This window comes from Mesorhizobium sp. LNHC252B00 (assembly GCF_000502955.1).
Taxonomy (GTDB): Bacteria; Pseudomonadota; Alphaproteobacteria; order Rhizobiales; family Rhizobiaceae; genus Mesorhizobium.
Genome location: NZ_AYWO01000030.1, coordinates 12888 through 28878, shown reverse-complemented (window position 1 = coordinate 28878; position 15991 = coordinate 12888). Strand labels below are relative to the sequence as shown.

15 protein-coding genes and 5 pseudogenes are annotated in these 15991 nt (G+C 60.1%); 11 read left to right on the top strand and 9 right to left on the bottom strand.

The genetic code is table 11. From position 1 onward, the window contains the following. Window position 1: 1 nt before the first annotated feature. Together X744_RS144500 and X744_RS1000000175490 are read left to right on the top strand one after the other, a co-directional pair. The gene (locus X744_RS144500) at window positions 2–973 is read left to right on the top strand and encodes an amino acid ABC transporter permease (protein WP_023762005.1); all 972 of its coding nucleotides are present in this window, start codon (window positions 2–4) and stop codon (window positions 971–973) included. A gap of 189 nt (window positions 974–1162) precedes the next feature. Continuing rightward, window positions 1163–1651: pseudogene (locus tag X744_RS1000000175490) on the top strand (SOS response-associated peptidase family protein). Window positions 1652–1726: 75 nt separating this feature from the next. Here X744_RS1000000175490 and X744_RS144505 read toward each other — a convergent pair. Further along, a complete protein-coding gene (locus X744_RS144505; RefSeq protein WP_023762002.1) occupies window positions 1727–1969 on the bottom strand; it encodes a DUF982 domain-containing protein in 243 nt (80 codons plus the stop codon). A 410-nt stretch (window positions 1970–2379) separates the two neighbouring features. Here X744_RS144505 and X744_RS1000000172635 point away from each other — a divergent pair. Beyond that, window positions 2380–2965 (top strand): annotated as a pseudogene (locus X744_RS1000000172635) (hypothetical protein); the annotation flags it as partial. Window positions 2966–3085: 120 nt separating this feature from the next. On the opposite strand, the gene X744_RS1000000175485 reads toward X744_RS1000000172635, so the two are convergent. Continuing rightward, the gene (locus X744_RS1000000175485) at window positions 3086–3394 is read right to left on the bottom strand and encodes a hypothetical protein (RefSeq protein WP_156938614.1); all 309 of its coding nucleotides are present in this window, start codon (window positions 3392–3394) and stop codon (window positions 3086–3088) included. Window positions 3395–4403: 1009 nt separating this feature from the next. Here X744_RS1000000175485 and X744_RS144510 point away from each other — a divergent pair. From X744_RS144510 to X744_RS144525, 4 genes are read left to right on the top strand one after another with little or no spacing between them, the layout of a single operon-like run. Next, the gene (locus X744_RS144510) at window positions 4404–4949 is read left to right on the top strand and encodes a hypothetical protein (RefSeq protein WP_031260981.1); all 546 of its coding nucleotides are present in this window, start codon (window positions 4404–4406) and stop codon (window positions 4947–4949) included. Then, window positions 4939–5334 carry a phage holin family protein gene (locus tag X744_RS144515; protein ID WP_023761998.1) on the top strand — a complete coding sequence of 132 codons (396 nt, stop codon included), beginning with the start codon at window positions 4939–4941 and terminating at the stop codon, window positions 5332–5334. The genes X744_RS144510 and X744_RS144515 overlap by 11 nt, the downstream gene beginning before the upstream one ends. Further along, window positions 5331–6227 carry a hypothetical protein gene (locus tag X744_RS144520; protein WP_023761997.1) on the top strand — a complete coding sequence of 299 codons (897 nt, stop codon included), beginning with the start codon at window positions 5331–5333 and terminating at the stop codon, window positions 6225–6227. Before X744_RS144515 ends, X744_RS144520 begins: the two co-directional genes overlap by 4 nt. After that, window positions 6227–6973: a hypothetical protein gene (locus X744_RS144525; protein WP_023761996.1), complete on the top strand. Its 747-nt coding sequence runs from the start codon at window positions 6227–6229 to the stop codon at window positions 6971–6973. Before X744_RS144520 ends, X744_RS144525 begins: the two co-directional genes overlap by 1 nt. Window positions 6974–7079: 106 nt before the next feature. On the opposite strand, the gene X744_RS144530 is transcribed toward X744_RS144525, so the two are convergent. Next, window positions 7080–7589 (bottom strand): DUF892 family protein, encoded by a 510-nt coding sequence (locus X744_RS144530; protein ID WP_023761995.1) that lies wholly within the window; start codon window positions 7587–7589, stop codon window positions 7080–7082. 295 nt (window positions 7590–7884) lie between these two features. Here X744_RS144530 and X744_RS1000000176315 point away from each other — a divergent pair. Beyond that, window positions 7885–7986: pseudogene (locus X744_RS1000000176315) on the top strand (hypothetical protein); the annotation flags it as partial. A gap of 159 nt (window positions 7987–8145) precedes the next feature. Here X744_RS1000000176315 and X744_RS144535 read toward each other — a convergent pair. After that, entirely contained in the window at window positions 8146–8688 is a 543-nt protein-coding gene (locus tag X744_RS144535) for a DNA-3-methyladenine glycosylase (RefSeq protein WP_023761994.1), read from the bottom strand. A gap of 108 nt (window positions 8689–8796) precedes the next feature. Next, window positions 8797–9125 (bottom strand): annotated as a pseudogene (locus X744_RS05145) (hypothetical protein). A 278-nt stretch (window positions 9126–9403) separates the two neighbouring features. Between X744_RS05145 and X744_RS1000000174035 the strand changes: the two are divergent. Beyond that, window positions 9404–9534: pseudogene (locus X744_RS1000000174035) on the top strand (ABC transporter permease); the annotation flags it as partial. Window positions 9535–9557: 23 nt separating this feature from the next. On the opposite strand, the gene X744_RS1000000174615 reads toward X744_RS1000000174035, so the two are convergent. Then, window positions 9558–9719 (bottom strand): hypothetical protein, encoded by a 162-nt coding sequence (locus X744_RS1000000174615; protein WP_198032274.1) that lies wholly within the window; start codon window positions 9717–9719, stop codon window positions 9558–9560. A gap of 127 nt (window positions 9720–9846) precedes the next feature. After that, on the bottom strand, window positions 9847–10116 hold the full coding sequence (locus X744_RS0138160) for a DUF3606 domain-containing protein (RefSeq protein ID WP_023761991.1): 270 nt from the start codon (window positions 10114–10116) through the stop codon (window positions 9847–9849). A 457-nt stretch (window positions 10117–10573) separates the two neighbouring features. On the opposite strand from X744_RS0138160, the gene X744_RS0138155 reads away from it, so the two are divergent. After that, window positions 10574–11635 carry a glycosyltransferase family 4 protein gene (locus X744_RS0138155; protein ID WP_031260979.1) on the top strand — a complete coding sequence of 354 codons (1062 nt, stop codon included), beginning with the start codon at window positions 10574–10576 and terminating at the stop codon, window positions 11633–11635. A gap of 234 nt (window positions 11636–11869) precedes the next feature. Next, window positions 11870–14038, top strand: a complete 2169-nt coding sequence (locus X744_RS144540) for an amylo-alpha-1,6-glucosidase (RefSeq protein WP_023761988.1) — start codon at window positions 11870–11872, stop codon at window positions 14036–14038. A gap of 1147 nt (window positions 14039–15185) precedes the next feature. Here the strand turns inward: X744_RS144540 and X744_RS144545 are convergent. Together X744_RS144545 and X744_RS1000000174610 are read right to left on the bottom strand one after the other, a co-directional pair. Then, window positions 15186–15683 (bottom strand): metallophosphoesterase family protein, encoded by a 498-nt coding sequence (locus X744_RS144545; protein WP_023761986.1) that lies wholly within the window; start codon window positions 15681–15683, stop codon window positions 15186–15188. A 33-nt stretch (window positions 15684–15716) separates the two neighbouring features. Next, window positions 15717–15893, bottom strand: coding sequence for a hypothetical protein (locus X744_RS1000000174610; RefSeq protein WP_023761985.1), 177 nt, complete (start codon window positions 15891–15893; stop codon window positions 15717–15719). Window positions 15894–15991: the final 98 nt, after the last annotated feature.

Genomic DNA, 15991 nt, shown 5'->3' with positions numbered 1-15991 from the left:
CGTGATCGGCCGACTGTTGCTCAACCACCCGGACGCGGCGCGCCGCGTTGGCGTGTTCTTCATGCTCGCCGCCATCGCCGCCGGCCTGTACGGGCTCGGCATCAAAGCCAGTTGGCTCGGCAAGCTTGTTCCGGGGACAGTCGAGTGTCTCGCCGCCAACCCTGAGATCGGGCGGGCGGTCTCGGCGGTGCTGATCGCATTGATCGTGGCGGCGAACTGGAACGCGCTGCGGTATCTCAGCCGCAAACAGCAGATTGTGGCGGTGTGGATAGAGCTGTTCGTGTTGTTAATGCTGTTTTTCTATTCTTTCGACCTGTCCTTCGCGTTCATCGCCAAGAAGATCGGCTTCCTCGTCTCGAAGGGCGTGGTGACGACCCTCTACATTTCGGCCATTTCGATCGCCATCGCCACCCTCATCGCCTTCGTTGGCGCCATCGCCAAACTTTCCCGCAACGGCGTGGTCTATGGCTTGGCGACCTTCTATACCTCTCTGTTTCGTGGCTTGCCGTTGCTGATGCAGATCTACATCATCTATCTCGGCCTGCCGCAGATTGGCTACGTGATCGGCGCCGTGCCGGCCGGCATCATGGCGCTGTCGCTCTGCTACGGCGCGTACATGACCGAGATCTTCCGTGCCGGCATCGAAAGCATCTCGCGCGGCCAGACCGAGGGTGCTACGGCGCTCGGCCTCAGCGCTAACCAGACGATGTTCCTGGTCATCCTGCCGCAGGCGATGCGCGTCATCGTACCGCCGACCGGCAACCAGTTCATTGCGATGCTGAAGGATTCTTCGCTGGTCTCGGTGGTCGGGGTCTGGGAGATCATGTATCTCGCACGCACGCAGGGCCAGACCGAGTTCCGCCACATCGAGATGCTCATCACCGCCTCGATGATCTATTGGCTGCTCTCGATGGGGCTCGAGTTCCTGCAGTCGCGGATTGAGGACCGGTTCGGGCGCTCACTCAAGCGCTGATCGTCATCCGTGATTTTCGCCAAAGCGAGTTGCACAGCACCGCAACAGCCAACTTCGGAGAGCAGCTGCAGATTGTACGCGACAGCATGCCGTTCGGCGACGTCCACCGTCAAACGATAGTCGTTGCACATCAGTCCTCCGTTTGATCGCATTGCAGCGCGACCGTGTTCTTGTTATGTTCGAACGACGATGAGTGCAATGGTTTTCGATTCCGACGCATCGCTCGACGAAGGCCGCGTTATCATAAGGCGCTACGGCGGCGATGTTGAGATGGCAGAGTTGCCTTGGGGCCTTCAGCCCAGCAAAATTGGAGGCAGGCCGTTCACCGTCATGCGCGCTAGGGCAGGACGTTTCGCAGTCACCGTTACCTCGTTCCGGCACCGGAGCAGGGGCAAGGCCTATAGCTTCTCGCTCGCCGACGGTGACTGGTCTTTTTCGCGGAATCTGGCGCCCGGCGACACGTGACTGGCGTGAGGCTTATGCCACCTGACGATCGAGGCGAACGACGACGTTGCGCCCTTCCACGACCGACAGGTGGCAGTGATGCGGCGCGATCAACGGGTGGCTTGGCTCGACAGGACCTGCTTGGAAGAAGAGCTGCTTCGGCCGTTGCCGGCCGGCACGTTCGTGGTTTCGAAGCCGCGCGAAGCATCTGCACAGGCGGTGCTAGCATTTTGAACCAAAACTCGAACTTGGTGATCTCGCCGGCCATCCGCCGCTGCCACTGTGATCGAGGCTAATATTATTTGGACCTCAGTCGCTGCACAGAATTTTCGCTTCTAACGCGGCTGTAACGAAGGCGCGTCTCGCTACCGGCGTCTGGGCTTCACCACGCAGAACCTGAAGACATGCATCCATAGCCAGTTTTCGGTTCTCCGTCGGACGAGGGACACTTCGCAGCAGGATCGTGGCTGCGTCGTTCACATCGAATATGACGCGCTCACGGTCATGCCGGCCAATTTGCACCGCCACGGGCCGGATGAAACTGCTCGACATGCAATTACTCTCTCAGTTTCGAGTTCGATACCTGTCTTCGCGTATCATGACGTTGGATCAATTCATGCATGTATGGGCTAAGCTCGAAGAGAACTTGCAGTTGCTCAATCAGACAAATTGCCTGTGCAATTTCAGCAGGCCGCTACCCAAAATCGGATGGGTCCCGGTCTTGGTGCGCAAGAAAGCACAGCGGAATTCTGCCGCGTCCGGAAGGTCAAGCGGCGCTTGGTCTTCGGACTTTCCTGAAGCCCGTGCCTTCTCTCATGGTGTCAGCCTTGACCCGGCCGCTGCCGCAATGCCGATGCTTCCTGTGGCGCGCCGATGCCGGGAGAGGGAGAGGGTGGGCGGGCCGCGGCGGCGGGTGAAGGTCCGGGAGAGAGTCTCCCGGCGCCCGCCGAGGAGCGACACCCATGACCAAGATGGAAATTCACACGCCCAAGGGCAACGAGCGGGTCGGTTACAAGGTCGACGTCGGCCGCGGCCAGCGCATTGGCCGCGTGTCGTCAGAATGGTTCAACCGGCCGGCGGACGAGCGCTACCTGTCGCTCACCGACCTTTGGAACTCGGTGAAGGCCCGGTCGGAGCGCAGCAAGACCCGCATCGTCGAAAGTGAGCTAATCCGCGTCGAGGCCAGTCGCGACGATCCCCGAGCGCCTGAGGCTAATGCTGCCCGGTGCGCTTGCCCCGGTTGCCCCCACGCATTGGAGTTTTGGCCAACTCGCCGGCCTGGTCGGCGCACCAGCCGCCTATCTGCGGCAGCTTCCAGCCCCGCTCGCGGCGATCAACCTTCAGCACGGTCTGCTCAACCACCGAGCAGAGCAGGTGAAGACGCTGGAAATCGACAATGGACGCCTCGAGTTGCGAACCGTTACCGGTCCGGACTATGGCAGAATACTTGACTCAGAACTGATCGACGCCGTGCAGAGGATCGCTGACAACGGCACCGGGGACACGCGCTGGAAGGTGCCGGAAGTCCTCGATTGGTCAACGGGAATTTTACCTGGCCGCCGGCGACGAGCTCGGCCGCCGTGCGATGGCCATAGTCGGCGATCGGTTCATTGCGATACCAGTAGATCGCCTTGTTGACGTCGCCGGTGAGCTCCGTCGCGGCTGAAATCACANGATCGGTTCATTGCGATACCAGTAGATCGCCTTGTTGACGTCGCCGGTGAGCTCCGTCGCGGCTGAAATCACATTCACCATCTCACGCATCCGACCCTGCAGTCGCTCCGATGATGGACGGGGCGGATAGTTGAATAAAATCCGATAGTTACGAGGTGTTGTGTGCAAAAATCGCACACGTTCTGCTTCCCTTCTTTTTTCGTTCCCCCGACGGAGCCGCCGATAGCCCTTTTCGGACGCTCTTCTGCCGACGATATTGACCGCTCCAACGCGGATGTCCGCCGAGATATCCGTGACCTTCATTGTCCGCCGCCGCGTTCGGTTTGCCTAGGGGTTCTNGCCAACGCGGATGTCCGCCGAGATATCCGTGACCTTCATTGTCCGCCGCCGCGTTCGGTTTGCCTAGGGGTTCTTGGTTCTTGGAAGCTCTTCGAACTTTCTGTCTTACTGCCGAATTGCGCGTGCTTATGAAAGAGATTGGGACGCCCGGTCACGCTGTGGGACAAACGTGATCATCGGAAACGTTCGCTCGCCATCGGGGGTTCGAGTCGGGAGACCGCTTCACCGCGAGACCCACTGCGGCAGGTCNGTCTTACTGCCGAATTGCGCGTGCTTATGAAAGAGATTGGGACGCCCGGTCACGCTGTGGGACAAACGTGATCGTCGGAAACGTTCGCTCGCCATCGGGGGTTCGAGTCGGGAGACCGCTTCACCGCGAGACCCACTGCGGCAGGTCTGCCTCTGAATGGCAAATTGAAAGGAACGCCGACTTTTATCCACCCTGCCGTCGCGTGGTGGCACGGAAAGCCGGCTCCACGAATATCCAGCGTACTTGTCGGGCCTATCGGTGTCCGTTCAACGGCGCAGACTACGCACCTCCGCGGCGAATGTGCAGTCGATACACGCATTGCGGGCAACTACCTAGGGATAGTCGTCACGGCGCGTCCACACCACGGGGGGAGTCGGAGGCCCGCCACCCCGTGATAGCCCGGGTGGCGGGGCAAGCCGCTAGGTCCGGTCTCAGCAGTCCGCTTCCAACCACAGCCGAAACCCAAACTGAGACCCTACCGCCGGGGGCATGACTGGACGGCGAAATACCGCTCCTTGGTCCGGGCTGCCGCAAGGATCGCTGCCGATAGCTTCGCGAGGCGAGACCAGTGATGGTTGGCTCCTATGAAACAGCCGGGAAGCCACTTTCGTGGAAGCACTTTGGACTGTGCTGAGACGTATCCGCGCGCAAGGGTAGCTTCTTTGAGCAGCTCCACGGAACTAAAAGGTTTTGCCGCAGTTTTGCCTGTCAATGGAGGAAACCATGAACAGACAAAACAAGGAACGAGAATCCGCGACCAAAACACCTGATGAGGACATTGCAAACAAGGACATTGGGGCAACCGTGAGCGACGCGTTCTCGAAAGCCTCCGACATGGCTCAACAAGCAGTTGATACGGCCAAGGAGGCGGCCTCGGATAGTGCGTCAACAGTTACCAACCAGGTGAAGGAAATGCTCGACCGTCAGGTCGGCAGCAGTGCCGAGGTGATGGGCCAGCTCGCGAGTTCGACGAAACGCGCAGCCGAGGACCTCGACGAAAGCGCGCCCTTAGTCGCCGGTGTGGTTCGTACGTTTGCGAACAGGATCGATGGTTACGCAGACGATCTGCGGGACCAGTCGGTCGATCAGCTGGTCCGCGCCGCCTCCGATTTGACTAGGCGCCAGCCCGGATTGGTTTTTGGGCTTGCTGCCCTTGCGGGGTTTTTGACATTTCGGACGCTGAAGAGCGCGCCGCCGGCGTCGTCACGCTCCAATGAGTCCGTGCGCGGGCGCAACCGGCAAGCAGCGAGCGAATTTAATGGCACATGATCAGCTCAAGAATTCCACGCTCCCACGAGCACTATCCGACGCCGCGGCGGATCTTGCCGACCTCGTGCAAAAGGAGCTGCGGCTGGCCCGGGCGGAGCTGTCTGAAAACGTTTTTGCCAAGCTTCGGGCCGGCATTTGGATGTCCGCTGCCGGGGTGCTTGGGCTGATCGCTGCATTGCTGACAGTGCAAGCCCTCGTCTTCTGGATAGCTAGCTTTGGGATCGTAATGCACTGGTCCTGCCTGATCGTTGCCGGCGTCGTGGCCGCAGCTGGAGCACTCGCCTACTACAAGGGCCGCATGGATGCGCAAAAGGAGATGACGCCCACGCGCTCAATCCATCAGATCAAACAGGATATATCGATAACCAAGGAGCATCTAACATGAGCCGCGAAGCGCATATGCCCAACATCGGAACGGCGGAATGGCTCATCGGAGCCGCCAAAAACAATCCGGAAGGCCTTCTTCTCGTTGCAGCCGGCTGCGCGCTGTTGATGCGCCGCAGGGGGGCATGGGCCAGCGGCGGCTTTGATCACGCTGATGAAACCCGCGGAAGTAAGGGCCAGCGAAGCGTTCACCCAACGTCCTCGAACACCGCCGGCCAGGGGCGCCGGTCGAAAAGCACGGAGGACGCTTCGGAGACGGCAGACAATGCACGGGAGCATGCCTCGGACCTCGGCGGCAAGGTCGCGGCCACGGCCAGCGCTTACACTTCGTTCGCGTCGGAATACGTCGACGAGGCGCGACGCAACGTCACTGAGACATCGGAGCGGGTCGCGCGACGGGCCCAATCAACTTTCCAAGAGACGGTGAACCGCGTAGTCGAAGAGCAGCCACTGACGCTGGCGCTGCTCGGCCTCGCCACAGGGGCAGCTGTCGCTGCAGCCATCCGCCCCACGGATTTTGAAAAGCGGACACTCGGCCCAGCTGGAGAGCAGTTGACGGACAGCGCCGAGAAAGTCGGCGAACGGTTGAAGGAGTCGACGGTGAAGGCGCGCGAAAGGCTCAGGACCGCTGCCGAGGAGCGCGGCCTTAATGCTGATGGCCTCAAGGATGTCGTGAGCGAAGTGGCTGGCGAGTTCGGCAGCACCTTGTCGGGCGAACAGCAAGCCGGGTCGGCTGAGTCGCCGTCCGCGACCTCGGGCATATCGCGCGGCCAATCGGCCCCGGGTAGCATGGGCCGGTCGACAGATAAATCGGCCAATTCGGATCAGTCACAACGGCCGGGTGCTTCCCGGTCCGGCAAATCCGGCCAGTCCAGCGGAAAGCGAGGCTCGTGATGGGCGAGGCAAATCTCCGCCAACTCGAACACGACGTTGAGGCAGCCCGCGCAAGGCTCGCGGAAGATTTGTCGACGCTGCGCTCGCCAAATACGGTGTCCGAGTTTACTGACGAACTGAAGCAAGAGGCGCTCGAGGCCAAGGATGCGCTGGTCGCGAAAGCAAGATCGACCGCGCAGTCGACGGCGCTGGAGATCATCGACGATCTCAAGGCAAAGGCTGCCACGAATCCTGGCGCCGCATTGGTAATTGGGGCTGGTCTCGCGTGGCGGTTCCTTCACCGTCCGCCAATCGCGACCGCGTTGATCGGAGCAGGACTATTCAGCCTGTTGCGTACGCCTTCAATTCAGCCGGGCTTGGACGGGCAGGTCGATCCTCTCGCTTTCGCCAGAGAGCGCTTGAAGGAGCAATCTGTCGAGCTGGCAGAGAAGGTCGGCGAAATGAGCGCCAAGACGGCCGAAACAGTGAAGGAACATGCGGAGGAAGCGGCTGGCGCCGTAAAAGAGAAGGTGCGGAATTTGGGCGCCAAGACGCCGAATCTGGTCGACGAATTGCGGCAGGCCGGCAGCGAGGCCGCCGAGGGGGCAGCCGCTGCGGCCGGTCAAGCGTCATCTGCTGTCCAGGGCGCACTGAGCGATCAGGAGACGCGAGACAAGCTGCTTCTTGGTGCCGCGGGTTTAGCCATCGCGGCTGCGGTAGGTATTGCGTATCAGCGACGGCTTGAGGAGCACGCGGCGGTCGACTAGGCGAGAATTCGGCGCCGGAACTCCAGAACTACGGAAGAGCAGCCTGGACGACAGTGTCCCGGCTGTCGGGAGCGGGTCGCCTTTCTCGTGCTAACCAACCCGGCCATCACCGCTTGGCGCTGTCGCTGTCGGCGGCCGCCCGCGTCAGGAACGTCTGGGTTGTTTGGCCAAGACGGCTTTTCAGCCACTCCGCCATTGCCTCCTCTTCGCGGAGGTTCTGCTCGCAGGCCTGCACGATTTCGGTCTCGCCCTCGGCGTTGGCCGCCGCGATTAGGATTGTATAGGAGGCGATTTCCATGTGCTCGAAAGTGTAGCTGGCGAGGGAGCCCTTCATCACCTCATCGCCGGCGAACACGCCGCTGATGGATTGGGCGAGCGCCATGAGCTTGCCGCCCGCGTCCTTCACGGTGAACGATCCTTCATCGATACGGTCGAGGCAGGTCTTCAGCCGGGAAGCCTGTTGCCTTGTTTCTTCGAGATGAAGGCGGATGCGCTCCCTCAGCTCCGGATAGGTCTCGATGCGGCTCAACTGTCCAGACAGCATCGTCTCCGCCTGCTCTTCCATGGCGTGGGCATCTCTCAGCCACTGGATCATCCATTCGCGCGATTCAGACATCAGAGGTCTCCTTGTTTGGTGGCATCCAAACCACGAGCGACGAGGATTGTTCCGGCCGCAGGATGGATCGCACGAACAGGCTCAAGAGTGACCACTCGGGTTGATGTGCTCCGGTTTCGCTAAATGTCGGATGAGCGCTGGGATGGAAAATAAGTCTAGGAACGCTTGCGGCCATTTCGGCGAAACTCCTCGGCCGATGGAACCGAGGACGAACTTGGTAACGCCCTCGGCGCCGGCTGCTATAGGCCACCGGGCGATCACAGCCCGGTTGTGATCCCCGAATGCCGCCTGTTGGATGCCTCGTGGTTCAATCGCTAATCTTCGTCGTACGGCCGCCACGGTCGCCAACCGAAAGATGACGAGCGGCACCAAGCCTGTGAGCTATTCGCTATACAGCGACGTTGGCATGACGACGGTTTGGGGAACACAATCGGTACCGACACTGCCAGCGGCACCGGCACCGGGATGGACCAGGCATATACGGTCTATGCCCGCGCGCCCGCGCAGATAACACCCGCGCCTGGGACATACACCGATACCGTTGTAGTGCGCAGCATCAAAATTCGCGACTCAAATAACCCGAGCCGCGCAGTCCGAACCGCCACTGCGCGTCGACAGCCTTGGAAATGCCGATCCTGCGGCCAGTCAAGATGGCGCTGGGTTCGAGCGGCGCCATGAACTCGAATGGCGGCTCGTCCAATGGCAGCCCATCATGCGATTTGTCGATTGCCAGCGCCTGGCAAAGGCGCCCCGGCCCCGAACAAAGCAGCCGGGGATCGTCAACGCCGCGATTGGCGCGCATCGCATCCAGCCCAGATCGCGGTTCGATGGCGCGGACAAGCACGGCACCGCCGGGCAGGCACACGGCATTCAGGCACCAATGCAGGCCGTAGGAGCGATAGACGTACGCGCTGCCTGGCGCGCCGAACATCGCGCCATTGCGCACGGTCCTGCCACGGAAGGCGTGCGAAGCCGGATCATCGGCGCGATAGGCCTCGGTCTCGACGACGATGCCGCCAACGCCGTGCAAATACAGCGTGGCGCCGATCATATCGCGTGCGACGATGACGGCGTCTCGGGCAAAGAATTGGTGATGCATGGTCAATGGGCATCGCATGTCCGCGCCTGAACCCGGGCGACGTCAGGTTTCTGGACCAGGAACAAAAATGTCCAGCCACTGCTGAGTCGCGAAGCTCGATCGATGGGTTCAACGCAGCATTGCTGCACCGATGAAGACTATAACGGCCAGCGCCACGATCGCGGCAATCACCAGGACCGGCCATATCTGCGTGGCTGGATGTGGGGCTGGCCGTTCAGCGGGCGCATCGCGTTGGCATAGCCCGCCTCGTTGGTAAACTTCGGCGTGTCACGCGGCGGAGCCGGGGCTCTCACCGGAGCGTTGCCGGCGGATTCAGCGTCAGTCTCCACGGGGGCGGTAGCCGGGTCGAAGCCGGGGGTCTTGTCGCCTTCGCGCCCGGCGTCGATATCTCCCCTTGCCTGTGCCGGGCTTCGCTGAAGAGGTGCTGCGTCGGTCATTGTCGGAAGTCCTTTCAAAGCATTGCTGTCAACCCATCTAACCTGATTGCCGTTTCAAAGTTCCGGCGTGCGGAAACCGGCCAAGCCTCCTTCCAGGAACAACCGGCGATCGAGCGGGTTGGGCTGCCGGCGATAATTCGCAGCTGAGATCTGGGAGAGCGAACGATGGACTTGGTGGGTCGTGCGCCGACATGGGCGGTAGCAACAGCGTCAAGGCAGGTCGAGAGTGGTCACGCCTGCACAGATCGCACATGGCGGCCACTAGTGGCCCGCGGCACAGCAGCCGCATTATCCGTCGGCACCTCATTCCCGGCTTCATGTCGCACCTGATCGCGACTGCGACGATTTCCATACCCGGCATGATCTCGGCGAGACGGCGCTGAGCTTCCTCGGGCTCGGCCTGCGGCCACTTTCACGGCAGGAAAGTTCACATCATGGCGAGCTCAACGCGAAAGCGAGCTCGCCAGATTGCAGGTGTTGTCCTGAGTGCTTCTTCTGAAACAAGACCCTGATGTCCAGATTGTCCCAGTGTCCGCCGTAGAGAAATGCGGCAATACCGGTGATCCGCCGGCAGACGCGGATGTGCATTTTCACGGGCACGATCCCGAGGAAGCGCTACACGCAGATCCGGCAGGCGGTGCGCGGTCGCACAAGCAAAAATCTAATCGCACCTCGAAATGCATTGGACCCAAGGCGGCTGAACCGGACCGCCCGCCAATTTCTATCGCTCGTCATCGTTGCCGAGATGCATAGGCGTTATCTGCTGGCGGGCTTCTCTGGTCACCTCGTCGGCTCCAGCGGGTGTGAGCCCTCGCAACGCCCTTGCGGCTTGGATCAGGTGAGCGCGATCATTGCCGAAGCTCTTGATCAGCTGGCGCACCTGGTCGGCCGTTACGCCATTCTGCTGGGCAAAATACCGGAGTTCGGTCTCGTCCTCCGCGTAAAGCTGGTCGCGATCATGCAAGTCTCGCTTGCTTTTGTCGTTAGGCATCTGGTCCTCCTGGTGGAGCTTCGCATCAGTGGGAACGTAGGCAAGGGGCTTTCGTTGCGAAGGTCAGGCCAAATCGCGAAATGCGTTAGGCGAGAAAATTTCGAACGCTTGCCGATAGCTCGAAAGGAACTGGGGCGAGGGCCCTCTTTTCGTGTTGGCGAAGCTTCTCTGGTGGAGTTGGTCACGACCGGCCTTGCCTTTGTCAGCCTGCGCCGTCGTGCTGGGGGTGCTGACAGCTGGACTTCTGAAAAATACCCGCATTTTGGACAGGCACGCCGGCCCGGTGAGCCTTGGCTAGGAACTCTTTAGGAGCGCCAAGATGCGCTGATCCTAAAGGAACAGATGAGCCTTTCGGGAGTTGGCATCGAGGAGCCTGATATCAAAAGGGCCACACGCGGCCGGTTTCGTTCGCAGGAACGACTTCAGGTTCCAGGATGTCAAATCGCAACGTGTAAAGATGAAGATAGCCCAGATTGCGCCCCTCACCGAATCCGTTCCACCCCGGCTATACGGTGGGACCGAGCGGATAGTTTCATACCTGACCGAAGAGCTTATCAAACAAGGTCACCACGTGACCTTGTTTGCCAGCGGTGATTCACGCACTGCGGCTGAACTGGTGCCATGTTGCGACGTTGCATTGCGTTTCAATCCCAATGTGCAGAACCATATCCCCCACCATATCCTGATGCTCGAACGCGTACGTGAACGAGCCAATGAATTCGACGTGCTGCATTTCCACGTCGATGTCCTTCATTTTCCGATTATCCGAGATTTTGCCCGGCAGACCGTAACGACTCTCCATGGCCGGCTTGACTTGGCCGATCTGGCCGACCTCTATACAGCCTTCAGTCAAATTCCCTTGGTCTCGATCTCCTTGGATCAGCGACGGCCTATGCCTCCGGTCAATTGGGTCGGAATGGTCCATCACGGGCTTCCTCGCGATGTTCTCCCTTTCCGCGCCAAAGGCTCCGGCTATCTCGCGTTTCTCGGCCGCATCTCGCCGGAAAAGGGACCACAAACTGCAATAGAGATCGCGGTTCGCGCCGGGATGCCGCTGAAGATTGCTGCCAAGGTCGACAAGGTGGATAAATCATTTTGGGAGGAGAGCGTTGAACCCTTGGTGCTTGGAAATTCGAACGTAGAGTTTCTCGGCGAGATCAACGAAGCGCAAAAAGCGGAGTTTCTAGGGAATGCGACAGCGCTTCTGTTTCCGATAGACTGGCCGGAACCCTTTGGACTGGTGACCATCGAGGCAATGGCCTGTGGTACCCCCGTGATCGCTTTCAACCGCGGCGCTGTTCCAGAGGTCATCGACAATGGCGTCTCTGGATCGATAGTAAACGGTCTTGACGAAGCTGTGGACGCAACCCGACGCATAGGTGCACTCGATCGTGCACGGGTGCGGCAGACTTTTGAACAGCGGTTCTCGGTCGAGCGGATGTGTGGCGAATACGTCGAGATATATCGGTCGCTGATGGAGGGCAAACGAGAACGTTTGGCCCATCAGGCAGAGGCGTAGAGCACATACCGATGTGGCCATCTGTATCTAACCGGGTCCTGAACTCCTCCCGTACTCGGGTCAAAGTTATGCCCCAACTATTTGCCAATAATTCCGTTGAGGCTTCTCTGCGGTCCAAACCGCGAGCATGCGAGTTGGATAATGAGGCATTGTTGACTCGGCTGCTTCGCCAGCGGCACCAGCCGGAATAGATACGCGCCTAAACCACCTGGTCTCACCAGCAGGAGGGGTGATATGAAAACGGAAGTCGAAGAACACAAGCTTGATCCAGCGCTCGCGATCCCGCCACTCGACGAATCCGCACCACGCGAGCCGCAGCGGCAGTTCGCACTGAAGCATGAGGACTGCTTCATCGTTGCCGACGGCTATGGTGACATACGAGGCACTGGCGACGGCCTCTTCCGAGATGACACGCGTGTGCTGTCGCGCTTCCGGCTGTGGATCGGCGGCCGTATACCCTCGTTGCTTGGCGTTTCCTTGTCCCAAGACAATATCCTGTTCACGGCCAATCTGACCAATCTCGCCGCGCTCGGGCCAGACGGCGGTGAAGCTCCCGCGAGCGCCATCCACATCGATCGGACCCGTTTCATCTGGCAGGACCGTATGTTCGAGCGCATCACGTTTACCAACTACTCCGCCCGCGAGATCTCGTTGCCGGTCCAGCTGGACTTCGACGCGGACTTCCGGGATATGTTCGAGGTGCGCGGCACCACGCGGAGCCGTCGCGGTCGCGCCCATGACGCGCTGATCGGTGAGTCAAGTGTCACGTTTAAGTATGAAGGACTCGACAATGTGGCGCGTCAGTCGGTTATCGCGTTTTCCATAAAACCCGATCGGCTCCATCCAAATCACGCCGAGTTCCTCATTCTGGTGCCGAGCCGTGACCACAGGATACTGTATTTGGAGGTCGGCCACGGCGAAGAGGTCCCGTCCAGTGATCGGTTTCGTGCAGCCGCTGCGCGAGCTCGATTTGCGATGCGGTCGAAGCGCCGCCAGGGCGCGACCGTTTTCAGTTCCGGCCGCGTTTTCAACGATTGGCTGACCCGCACGCGTGCCGACATCGCGCTGCTGACGACCGACCTCGAGACGGGACCGTATCCCTATGCTGGCATTCCGTGGTTTTCAACGGCATTTGGTCGCGACGGAGTCATCTCCGCTTTGCAGATGCTCTGGCTCAATCCCGAGCTTGCCCGTGGCGTGCTAGCGTTTCTCGCCCGCTATCAATCGACCGAGACTTCCGTCTTCGGAGACGCGGAGCCAGGAAAGATCATGCACGAAACGCGCAAGGGCGAGATGGCCGTGCTTCGCGAGCTGCCGTTCGGTCGATACTATGGTGGCGTCGACACGACTCCGCTCTATGTCTATCTCGCTTCGGCCTACGCCGATAGGACCGGAGATGAGGAGTTTGTCGATAAGATCTGGGATTCACTGGCAGCTGCCACTGCATGGATGGAAGACGTCGGAGCCCGCAACGGGGAGGGGTTCGTAACGTACCGCAGGGCGGCAGACACCGGCCTCTTCAACCAAGGATGGAAGGATAGCGCCGATGCAATCTTCCATGCCGACGGCACAATTCCCAAGGGACCGGTCGCTTTGGTCGAAGTGCAGGGTTACGTCTTCGCAGCATACAAGGGCATGGCGGCATTGGCGGCCAAACGCGGCGACGATGACAAGGCGGCGCACTGGACGGCTATGGCAGAGAGGGTTCGCAAGGCGGTGGAGACGCATTTCTGGATGCCGGACCGCGACTTTTATGCTTTGGCCATCGATGGCGACGGCAGCCAATGCGCAGTTCGCGCATCCAATGCCGGTCACCTGCTTTATGTCGGGTTGCCGTCAGCGGAAAGGGCGCAGGCCATGGCGACGCAGCTCCTGTCGGGGCATTTTCACAGCGGCTGGGGCGTTCGTACGCTGGCCGCCGACGAGATCCCCTTCAATCCGATGTCTTACCACAACGGCTCGATATGGCCCCACGACACGGCGATTTGCGCCTCTGGCCTTGCCCGTTATCAGGAGCGCGACAGCGTGGTGAAGCTGATGAGCAGCATGTTCGAGGCGGCTGTCCGCTTCAATATGCGGCTGCCGGAGCTGTTTTGCGGCTTCACCCGTGCCGCCAGCGATGCGCCGGTGGCCTATCCGGTTGCCTGCCTGCCGCAGGCGTGGTCGGCCGGCTCTGCCTTTATGATCCTACAGGCCTGTCTAGGCATTCGTATTGACGGCTGGAAGCGCGAAATCAGCGTAGAATTTCCGCGCCTGCCAATAGGCATCGACAATATCGTGATCCGACATCTGGCGGTCGGCCAAGCGAGAGTCGACCTGACGTTCCAGCGCATCGGCGACCGCATTGTCTGCTATCTCGACCAGAACCATGAAGGGCTCGTTCCATTGCTGGTGCGTTCCTAGCAGCTGAACGACGCCGCCAGCAAATTTCAGCACCGTGCGGTCGATATCCGCCTGCTCGAGTTCGGACTGACATTGATCGGCTTCGTGACCTTGCTTCCACCCGTGGTATGCGCACGCAAGGGCGGAAAGCTGTACCTCTGCGGGTGTTCGGTCAGTCTAGCGATCGCGGTCCGCCAGGCTTGGTCCGCTGAAGGTTCAGTCACCTATCGCTTCCCAACTGCTGTGCGATCTGGGGTTTCAATTGGCCGGAAAATTGGAACCACACAGGTGCGTAACGGCGCGTCGGCCATCGCTCTTTTGTTGTTTGCGAACGCAACATTAGCGACCCAGCTTCTCGTGGCCTACCGCGGGCTGGACGGCCACGGGCCCGATATCTGGCGGCCGTTCTATGTTGCTCAACGGAGATGTCGCTACGAGAACTGCATTTGGCTTTTCCCGCCCTCACCTTCGACCTGATGGAGAGCGCGAGCCGGCCGACAGGCGTCCGTGGCTGGCCACCGTATGACCACCGCCAAGCCCGCAGAAAGCGCTTAGCCGACGTTCTCTCCTGAATGGTCGAAGTGTATCACTAGGCCGGCGGCAACAGCGCGCTCGGTGATCATGTTCACGAGATGGCCATCACAAACCGAAGGTGACGGAACAACCTCCTTCAGGGCTCTAAGGGCAAGCTGCGTCGACAAAAGGCCCTGCCGTTTGCGAGTACAGATGTATTGGTCAATCAACGATTCGAGTGGCATGAAGGAAATCCTCCGGGTCGGATGGAGGTTCATAACCCGGCGGCGGATCGGGTGCATTTACATTAGTTAAGGCGATGCTAATTGTTCGGCGTGGATCGGAAAGCACTCCATCTCCGACCCAGCACTCAACCACGCAAGGATTGATGCGGGTTCGGAGGAAGAACCCCACCGCGGCCTGCCAGTCGGAGCACGGAAGGAGTAACGCATGACCAAAGCCTCGCCCTGTTTCGACCGAAAACCTTGGCCCAACGGGTGACCCTCCATGAGCCCTGTGCCCCGAAAAGGACGGCCGAATTTTTATCTCGCGTACGGAAGCGCCTTTCAGGGCCCCATCGGGGTTGCCTTGATGGAGTCGCGGACGATTGGTAGCCGTTTGCTGAAGATATTGCCGGCGCAAACGGTGAGTTTCGCTAGGGTCGACGACGCTTGGCTTTGATGGCAGCAAGATTGACCGGACGAAAATTCCAGCTGTCGACGCCGACGTCGTACTGGCGCGTCATCGGCTTCAAGCGGCCGTGCGAATGGCCGTGCAGATTTATAGATCGCTTGCCGATCTGGTTCCAGGTGCGAAAGGGATAGTGGCAAAGCACAAAAAGGCAGCCGTCAACAGTGAGCTCTTTATAGTGGCTCACACTTGCCCAAGCTGCGGCAGCAATGGTGGCTGCGCCATCGTTGTTGCCTACGATCAGGTGCTTGCGGCCGTTGAGGGAAGACAGTAGGGAAGACACGGTCGCGGGCGAATGCTTTGCAAAGTCGCCGAGGTGCCAGACCTCATCATGCGGGCCAACGGTTTCGTTCCAAAGAGCAGCCAACGCCAGGTCATGCGCTGCTAACGAACTGAAGGGACGGCGGTCGAGCCGCAGAATGCGCGGATCGCCAAAATGTGTGTCGGAGGTGAAGAAGATCATGCTCGACGATCGTTTCGAATAGCGATTGCACCTCTATCTGCGACCGCCGAAGCGCCCTTTGATTTCCCCGTTCATCCTGATGCGAGCATCCCTGAGCATCTTGAGTGCCTCGTGTTTGGTGAGGCCGCACCTGCGCGCGAAAAAGCTCGCTTCAATCGCCCTTTCACGATCTGCCTGGGACGCGGTGCGTTGCTTGATCTTCTTGCCCATCGATCTCTCTATCGTCCGCCGACAAGATGGACGGATCGGGTTCCTGTGTTGTTTCCGCACGCGCTCTCGCGCCGAAAAACGCGGTGGCGCAAGGATAG